This is a genomic window from Novosphingobium sp. 9U, assembly GCF_902506425.1.
GTDB lineage: Bacteria > Pseudomonadota > Alphaproteobacteria > Sphingomonadales > Sphingomonadaceae > Novosphingobium.
Genome location: NZ_LR732522.1, coordinates 1 through 7582 on the forward strand (window position 1 = coordinate 1; position 7582 = coordinate 7582).

The window sequence follows — 7582 nt, forward strand, 5'->3', positions numbered from 1 at the left end:
GCCCGCCTCCTTGGCAAGCGCGTCGAGGCTCAAATCCTGGCCATAGTGCATGTGGATGGCGGCGAGCGCTTTCGCCATAATCGGGTCGCGCAGAGCAGCCAGCCAGCTGCCATCCGGCGCATCTTGCGCGTAGCGCTTGACTGCCTGCGCGAACAGAAGCTCTGAGATCTTGGCAACGGTGGACGGACTGTTCCGCCACTCCCGAGCGGCAATGCTGAGCGAGCTTGCGATCCAGTCCACCGCAAAGCTGTCGCAGCTAACCAGCAACATCGACGGGAGGGCCGCGAGGAGCGGATGAGCACCGGTGGGAACACCAAGCCATCCACAATAGAGCTGCGTCGGCTCTTCTCCTAAGTCCATGACGATGCTGTTGACGGCACCGTTCGAGCCAGGTCCGACATACTCGGCCATGTCGGTCGGCTCCAAGCCCGGTGCGGTGAAGAGTAGGTGTGCCCCGTTGCGGGGGAACAGGATGAGCGATCCCTCGCTGACCTCCGCCGCGGCCTGACAAGGTAATTGCGCGAAAACACGACCTTTTCGAACGAAATGGTACGAGATGATTTCATCCGGGATGGCGAAGAAAGGCGCGCATTGCTCAGGTTTAAACTGCGAGACGACACACCAATCTCCAGTGCATCGTGCGTCGAAGACCACGCCGCCATTCAGCTTCAATGACGAGAGGATACCATCGAGAACATCCACAGCGCCCTCCTGCGCTCAACCTGTGAGCACAAAGTGCCACAATAACTACTCTCCGCCAACAGCCCGGCGAGTATGTCTGTCGCCAGCAAGTACGTTAGTGCCGCATCTCATGCCGGGCCGCCTGGCTGCCGACAATTCCACAAGCGCATAGGCCTGCTCGGCGCCAATCCCGACATGTTCGAGGCGCTGGACGACGCCGAAATGGACCGGGCGAGCTACTGATACAGCGCCCTTCTGATGGTGAGGTCACGCGGTAATAAGCGCTTGGGCGCTCATGTAAACTGCCGCCGCAGCAGTTTTGGCGTCCATTTTTCTAAGCAAATTACCGCGGTGCACTTCAACAGTACGAGAGCTAATGTTCAGCACTTTGGCGATTTCGAGACTATTAAGACCATCTTTAAGACTATCGAGCACCTGCATCTCACGTTTCGTTAGCTCGCTTAGCTTATGTTGCGCCTCAGCAGAGGCGAATCGCGAGTTTATCAAGGAAGTAAGCTCAGCAGCAGAGCCATCCAGAAATGTTTGGATGTCGGAATGATCAAATTTATCGGGTAGATAGGCTGTGAGCCCCTTCAGGATGAGCTGCGAACAACGTACGACATCGGGGTTGTTATGGTAGCCGAGGACCGGAGCCCAGTAGCAGCGAGAGCGCATATCTTGCAGCAGGTCAGTGATAATCTGCCCCTCATCGCGTACGAGGATAAGGGTGTCTGTGTTACCATCAATCCGAAACTCAGCGACGCTATCGTATGGCTCAACATGGAACCTGCTCTTAGCCAGAGCTTTGGTTCGCTCAGCCCGGCGACGCATGTCTGCTTCAATTAGCGATATCGTCTTGTAGCGATGCATACGGCTCCTTCTAGTGCAATCACGTACGCTTCTAATCTAGATCACGATTTTTCGCTAGAGACGGATGGCCGACGCAATAGGGCTTGAACTCGCGCCATAGGATGAGGGCCGGCGCGAGACGTTTCCTGCTGTAGATCGACCTGGGCAAGAACAGTTGCAGCTTGGCGGCCATGGACGCTGCCGGTACGGTGGTGATGCGCAAGCGGATGACACGCGATGCGATCGTGGCGTTTGCGACGACTTTGTCGGCCTGCGTCATCGCGATGGAGGCATGCTGCGGCGCGCACTTTCTGGGCCGGACCTTGGCACTGCATGGACACACGATCCGGCTGATGTCACCGGAATATGTGCAGCCCTACGCCAAGGCGCAGAAGACCGATGACCGCGACGCCGAGGCGATCGCCGAAGCAGCGACACGTGCCACGATGCGCTTCGTATCGCTAAAGAGCGAGGATCAACTCGACCTGCAAGTTCTGCACCGAGCGCGAGAGCGACTGGTCAACGCGCGCACGGCGCTGATCAACCAGTTGCGAGCGGTGCTGCTCGAGCGCGGAATCATCCTGCTCAAGGGGCGTATCAACCTGATGGTCGCCTCGAAGGTTTCATGACGGGTGATCCCGCTATCAGCATCCGGACCGCCACGTTGCTAGCCGACCTTCGCGACGAATGGGCGCCACTCGACCAACGAATCAAGGCGTATGACGACGAACTCGCCGCACTGACACGAGAGGACGTGCGGGCGCGGAGGCTTGCGACCATCCCTGGCATTGGCGTCATCAACGCAACCGCATTGCTCGCGGCGATCGGCGACGATAGCTCCTTCGCCAAAGGTCGCGATTTGGCCGCTTGGCTCGGCCTGACGCCGCGGCAGCACTCCACGGGTGGCAAAACGAAACTGCTCGGGATCAGCAAGCGGGGGAATGGCTATCTGCGCAAGCAATTGATTCACCGGGCACGTGCCGCCATGCCGCACCTCGCCGCAAAGCCGAACCAGCTCGGCACCTGGTTACAGGCCATGCTGACACGTGCTCATCCAAATGTCGTGGTGGTGGCGCTGGCGGCGAAACTCGCCCGCATCGCCTGGGCTGTGCTGGGGCATGAAAAGGATTTCGATCGGCAGGCGCTCGTCGCCGCCTAATCATCAGAAATAGGGGGCAGCACGAAGCCGCACGCTCACACTGTCTGCGTGGGGTGAACCGAAGATGGCATAACGGGTCGTACCGGCAGCCTGGAAACCTGGTTTTAAATGTGGTGCTCGGCACCGGCGCTTTTATGAGGACCAGACTGCGCCGATATCCATCTTGGCAAGAGCATCAGCCTTGAGACCGGATACGTTGATGCAGACCATCATGGCGTCTTTGACAAACCTCTTGCCGACGGGGCGGGCCATACGTTTCAGCAGGCTGGCGGCGGTCCGGTGAGCCTTCAGATGCGTCGCATCGATCATCATCTGGTCGGGTTTGCCACCCTGGGCCCAGAGTGCTGCGAAGATCCTATTGAACACGCCAAGTCGGCTAACCGGATGAAGCGGTTGTAGATCGTTTTGGGCGGACCATAGTCAGCGGGCGCATCACGCCTTCGCAGGCCGTTCCTGACGACGAAAGTGATACCGCTAATGATCCGTCTGTCATCGACCCGCGGTACCCCATGTAACACCGGGAAATATGGCTCCATCCGGCGCATCTGCGCTTCCGATAACCAGATCAGATCACTCATGGCGACGCGTCCTGACGCCGCCATTGGATCAACCAACCACCCGCTAGGCAAGGTATTTGGTTGGTCCTGAGCCTAAATAGCTGTCTGGTTCGATCATCCAGCGTCTCGACTTCAACGATGCGTTGCAGTACCGAGATAAGCTCGCGCGCCTTCTCGACGAGGAAGGTGATGCAATGAATGTCCCAGCGCTGGTTAGCGAGCATCTGCACGACGCGATCCTCGGCGTAGAACACGACCTTGATTGTCTCAAGCTCAACCGCTTGGACTTAAGCCACGGTTTCAACTTTGATCTCATGCCGCGTATCAGCCATTACTTGCTCCTGGTCCAAGGATGCGCAGGATCAAGCGGCCGTCCATCGCAGTCGGTCCCGTGTACGATGCCGCTCCGCTCCTCGCGCTGGATCTCGCAATTGTGGGAGGAAGCGCAACCGGTTCCCAGTTCTTTCGGCGCCAGAAAAGCTTGAGGTCACCACGTTGCAGAACGCGGTGGTTCACGACGGTAGCGGTTACTGGCCTGCCCTTGGCCTCGCATGCACAGCGAGTTGGCGTCGAGGAAGGTAAGACGAGCCTTCTGCCACTTGCTGCCGCAGCCTCGCTCAAATAATGAGCGCCTGTTACTGCGCCAGCTGGGCTCGGGCATGTCGAAGTTCAAGTTCCTTCTCCGCCGATGATTTGTCAGCGGAGCATCTGCTCACCTTGACGCGAGAACGATTGAGCGCTCCAGCCGTGGCTTATTCAGCAGCAGTCTAGCTTACTCGGGGCAATGGCATGCCATGTCAATCCTGAACCGCTTCGCTAAGCCCGCTCAAGTCTGCCCTGAATGTGGCGAACGCTATATCGCCGCCGCCCAAGAGTTCATGCCTTCTCATTGGCAGGCAAACCACGAGGCGGTTCTATCTTGGCGCCTTGCGTGGCCGCTGCTCCGAGACGGTGTCTATGTGCGGTACGCTCATGTGCGGCCAAAGGAGCGGACGACCCGCCGCAAGCTGTTCCGCCTCTTTAGGCGGCGATCGGATCGACTAAGGTACGCTACCGCGCGATGACCGGCTGTTCATCTTGTCACGAATTTGGTTTACAACTTGAGTGCGACGCGAAGGACTCGTAAGAGCCTGGCCAACTATGCGGCGGGGACCTTGATACCCAGGCGCCGCCGTATCTTCAATTGACGGTCTGATGAGACCTGTGCGCGGGTGGTTGTAAATCGCTGGAAGTGATGGGATTCCTGGGGTGTGTGTAGCCGTTGTCGTCGCCGCACGGCTTTGTGTGACGGCGTCGTCGCCCTCTCAGGAAGCAGCGAGAATGTTCATCGTGCGCTTGAGGTTGTAGCCGATGGCGGTGAGGCGGACCTGGGCGGCAGCTTTGGGGAGGCCTCGCCATCGCATTAGGCGCAGGCCGTAGGGGCGCTTCCACGTTCCGAAGATCTTTTCGATCCGGCCGCGTACGCGATGGATGGGTTGATTTCACTCGTGGAGCTGGACACCTCGAAGAACCGTCTGATTTCGGCATGATGGCAAGGTGAAGGCGCGCGGACGAATTGGGCGCCTCAGTTTTTGGGGCTGATCCGCTGATTTCCGTAACGGATCCGAGAGCACAGGCCGTTTTCGGCGTCATGCGGGCGCAATTCGCCCCTCCAGCCAGGCCAGTCGCTGGAAACTATAGGCGAGATTCGCCATCCCAATCTTGATGCGGGCGCGAGCGATGCCGATGGTGCGTACCGCAAGGCCCATCCGGTGCTTTTGCCCGGCGAAGACGTGCTCGACGGCGGAGCGAACCACCGACCGCTTCGCATCGGCCCGTGCAATACGTTCGGGCATCGGGCGGCGATGCGGCTTGCGCTGGTGGATGTGGCTGGTGAACATGCCCTTGGCCAGAAACGCCTCGTTCTTCTTTGATCGGTAGGCCGTATCGGCCCAGACGCCCGAGGCCGTGTTATCTGGACTGATCAACACCGGCAGCCTTGCGCCATCATGAGCATTGGCGGCGCTGGCATCCCAGGTGCGGATCAAGCCATGTGCGCGATCGATCCCTATGTGGTTTTTGTAGCCGAACATGGGGATGGCAAGATCGACCGGCTTGAAGGCCTTGGGGGCCGCGCCTTCCTTGACCTTCGCCTTGGTGTACTTGACGCTCCAGCGGGCATCGCGATCCTTTTGCCGGATCTTCGCAGGGTTATCCTTCCAGCGCTCGGGTATCCGGCCCTCCTTGATAGCCGCCTTCTCCTCCTCGGTGTTCCGCTGCTTCGGGGCCGGCACTACGGTCGCGTCGATGATCTGCCCGCCCATGGCAAGGTACCCTCGGTCTGTGAGCGCGGCATCGAAGCGGGCAAATAGCCTGTCGATCGCCTTGGCCTTCACCAGACGCTTCCGAAACAGCTACACTGTCGTCGCGTCGGGCACCGTGCCATCCAGGCCAAGCCCCAGAAAACGCTGGAAAGAGAGGCGATCTTTGATCTGGAACTCGGTGGCTTCGTCCGAAAGCGAGTAGAGCGCCTGGAGTACGAGGATCTCGAACATAAGGACCGGATCAAGCGGCGGGCGGCCACCCTTGCCGCGAGGACTACGGCGCAGCGCCGCGACCAGCGGTCCTCGGAAAACCTTAAAGTCCACCACTGCCGCCAGACGCTCCAGCCGATCGCCCGCCGCGCTCAATGCCTCATATCGGTCCGAACGATCGAAGAAACCCGGCTGCCCTGCCATCATCGCCTCCGCTATCGCGCAAAGGCAGTGAATCACTTCACGCCGTCAGACGCCAGGGGTTTTTCGAGTTGTCCAGCTTACGCAGCGTTTCCTGCTCGTCGCGTCCCCACATACCGGTCGCGACGATCCTGGGGACGCCGCCTTTTGCCCGGACTGCATTGCAGAAGTGGGCACCGCGGTAGGCACTGTCGGCAAATACCTCGCCGGGATTGTCGGGCAAGGCTGCAGGTCCCGCCTTGCCATCGTTGATGTTGGCCGAGGTGATCGAGACTCCTCGATCGGCGCTGTATCTGCATCCGCACCAACGTGGGCCTTGAAGCCATGAACGGCTCGCTTGCCCTTGTGCTTCACCCAGCGGTCGTCCTCGCTGGCCGACGCGATGATGGTGGCATCGACCAAGGGTCCGTTCTTAACCATCACCGCCTTCGCCCTGAGCTGCGCCGTCACGACTTAAAACAAGCCACGATCGAGGTTGTGCGCAATGAGTAGCTTGCGAAACCCCACAAGAGCGGTTCGCTCGGGTGTCGTCTCGTTCGCGGCGAAGCCGGAAAAGCGGCGGAAGGAGGCCCGGTCGTCCAGCGCTTCAGCCAGCTTCACGTCCGACAGATCGTACCAGATCGGTAGCAGCAGCGCCCTGAACATGGCCAAAGGCGGCCACGCCGGCTCGGCTTTAGCTGCTGGGTGCAGCGGATCAAGAAGCGCCCCTACCGAACGCCAATCGATCAGCGAGGAAAGTGTGTCGAGCGATGACATCGACCGCTCGCGGCTAGCAAACCCAAACTGCTCCTGACCTATCGAACGCTGCGCCAACGGCTGCTCTCCTCTTGGGAAAACCCATTGAATCAGTGATCAACCTGCGTGTCTACAACCACCCGCGCACAGGTCTCCTTTAGGGCACTTTCACGACGACCGTTGATATCCAGCGGGTTGGAAGAAGTTCGCGCACTCGTTTCGAAGGAAGCGATCGAGTAGGCTACCGATGCGTTGTACGAGGCCGTCAACGGATCGTGCCGGCTCCTGCCTAAGAAGCGCCTTGAGCTTGGAGAAAGGCCATCTCGATCGGGTTCATGTCTGGGCTGTAGGGCGGCAGGTAGAAGATCTGGGCACGGCGGTCGGCGATCGCCTCGCGGATGCCGGCGACCTTGTGCGCGGGTAGGTTGTCGAGCACCACGACATCGCCAGGCATGAGGGTCGGTGCAAGGACATGCTGGACGTACATGCGGAAGGCATCGCCATTCATGCGCGATCAAGCAGTTATGGTGCTGTCATCCCGGAGAGCCGGAGCCCGGCGACGAACGTCATCGTCTTCCAGTAGCCGAACGGCGCCTTGTCACGGCAGCGCTCACCGAATCGCGCCGAGCCATAGAGCCGCGCAATCTTGGTGTTCAATCCCGTCTCGTCAAGGAAGATTAGGCTCTCAGGATCGGGGAATGGCTGCGCAGCTCTTGCACAGTTTGCGCCTTGCCACGTCCGGCCGGGCCGCGTTCCAGATGGTAGTGCCCCGCGGGGTGGTGTAGGAACACCGATCCTGGGCAGGGCCAAGGATGATCAGGCTGCCAGTGCTGGCAGGCTGATGTGCGGGTTATCGCTCAACGCGCCGATCGTTTGCAGCGTCATGT

At 59.8% G+C, this 7582-nt stretch carries 9 protein-coding genes and 3 pseudogenes; 2 read left to right on the top strand and 10 right to left on the bottom strand.

What is annotated here, in order from left to right; all coding sequences use genetic code 11:
• Positions 1-702 (bottom strand): cupin domain-containing protein (locus tag GV044_RS19780; RefSeq protein ID WP_159874132.1); only part of this gene is annotated, 702 nt, incomplete at its 3' end.
• 72 nt (positions 703-774) lie between these two features.
• On the opposite strand from GV044_RS19780, the gene GV044_RS19785 reads away from it, so the two are divergent.
• Positions 775-924 (top strand): hypothetical protein, encoded by a 150-nt coding sequence (locus tag GV044_RS19785; protein ID WP_159874134.1) that lies wholly within the window; start codon positions 775-777, stop codon positions 922-924.
• 24 nt (positions 925-948) lie between these two features.
• Here the strand turns inward: GV044_RS19785 and GV044_RS19790 are convergent, their stop codons facing one another.
• Positions 949-1551, bottom strand: a complete 603-nt coding sequence (locus GV044_RS19790) for a response regulator transcription factor (RefSeq protein ID WP_159874136.1) — start codon at positions 1549-1551, stop codon at positions 949-951.
• Between the two features lie 170 nt (positions 1552-1721).
• Between GV044_RS19790 and GV044_RS19795 the strand changes: the two are divergent.
• A pseudogene (locus tag GV044_RS19795) lies at positions 1722-2689 on the top strand (IS110 family transposase).
• 261 nt (positions 2690-2950) lie between these two features.
• On the opposite strand, the pseudogene GV044_RS19805 reads toward GV044_RS19795, so the two are convergent.
• The 8 genes and pseudogenes from GV044_RS19805 to GV044_RS22920 all read right to left on the bottom strand — a co-directional run.
• A pseudogene (locus tag GV044_RS19805) lies at positions 2951-3267 on the bottom strand (transposase); the annotation flags it as partial.
• Positions 3264-3500, bottom strand: a complete 237-nt coding sequence (locus GV044_RS19810; protein ID WP_159874140.1) for a hypothetical protein — start codon at positions 3498-3500, stop codon at positions 3264-3266. The gene GV044_RS19810 and the pseudogene GV044_RS19805, both read right to left, overlap by 4 nt.
• 1050 nt (positions 3501-4550) lie before the next feature.
• On the bottom strand, positions 4551-4718 hold the full coding sequence (locus GV044_RS22910) for a transposase (RefSeq protein WP_201299177.1): 168 nt from the start codon (positions 4716-4718) through the stop codon (positions 4551-4553).
• Positions 4719-4874: 156 nt separating this feature from the next.
• Positions 4875-5963, bottom strand: a pseudogene (locus tag GV044_RS19820) (IS5 family transposase).
• 37 nt (positions 5964-6000) lie between these two features.
• Positions 6001-6183: a hypothetical protein gene (locus GV044_RS21965; protein ID WP_201299176.1), complete on the bottom strand. Its 183-nt coding sequence runs from the start codon at positions 6181-6183 to the stop codon at positions 6001-6003.
• A 230-nt stretch (positions 6184-6413) separates the two neighbouring features.
• A complete protein-coding gene (locus GV044_RS19830; RefSeq protein ID WP_159874142.1) occupies positions 6414-6773 on the bottom strand; it encodes a transposase in 360 nt (119 codons plus the stop codon).
• Positions 6774-6984: 211 nt separating this feature from the next.
• Positions 6985-7203, bottom strand: coding sequence for a transposase (locus tag GV044_RS22915; protein WP_371741656.1), 219 nt, complete (start codon positions 7201-7203; stop codon positions 6985-6987).
• Between the two features lie 14 nt (positions 7204-7217).
• Positions 7218-7352 carry a hypothetical protein gene (locus GV044_RS22920; protein WP_371741657.1) on the bottom strand — a complete coding sequence of 45 codons (135 nt, stop codon included), beginning with the start codon at positions 7350-7352 and terminating at the stop codon, positions 7218-7220.
• Positions 7353-7582: the final 230 nt, after the last annotated feature.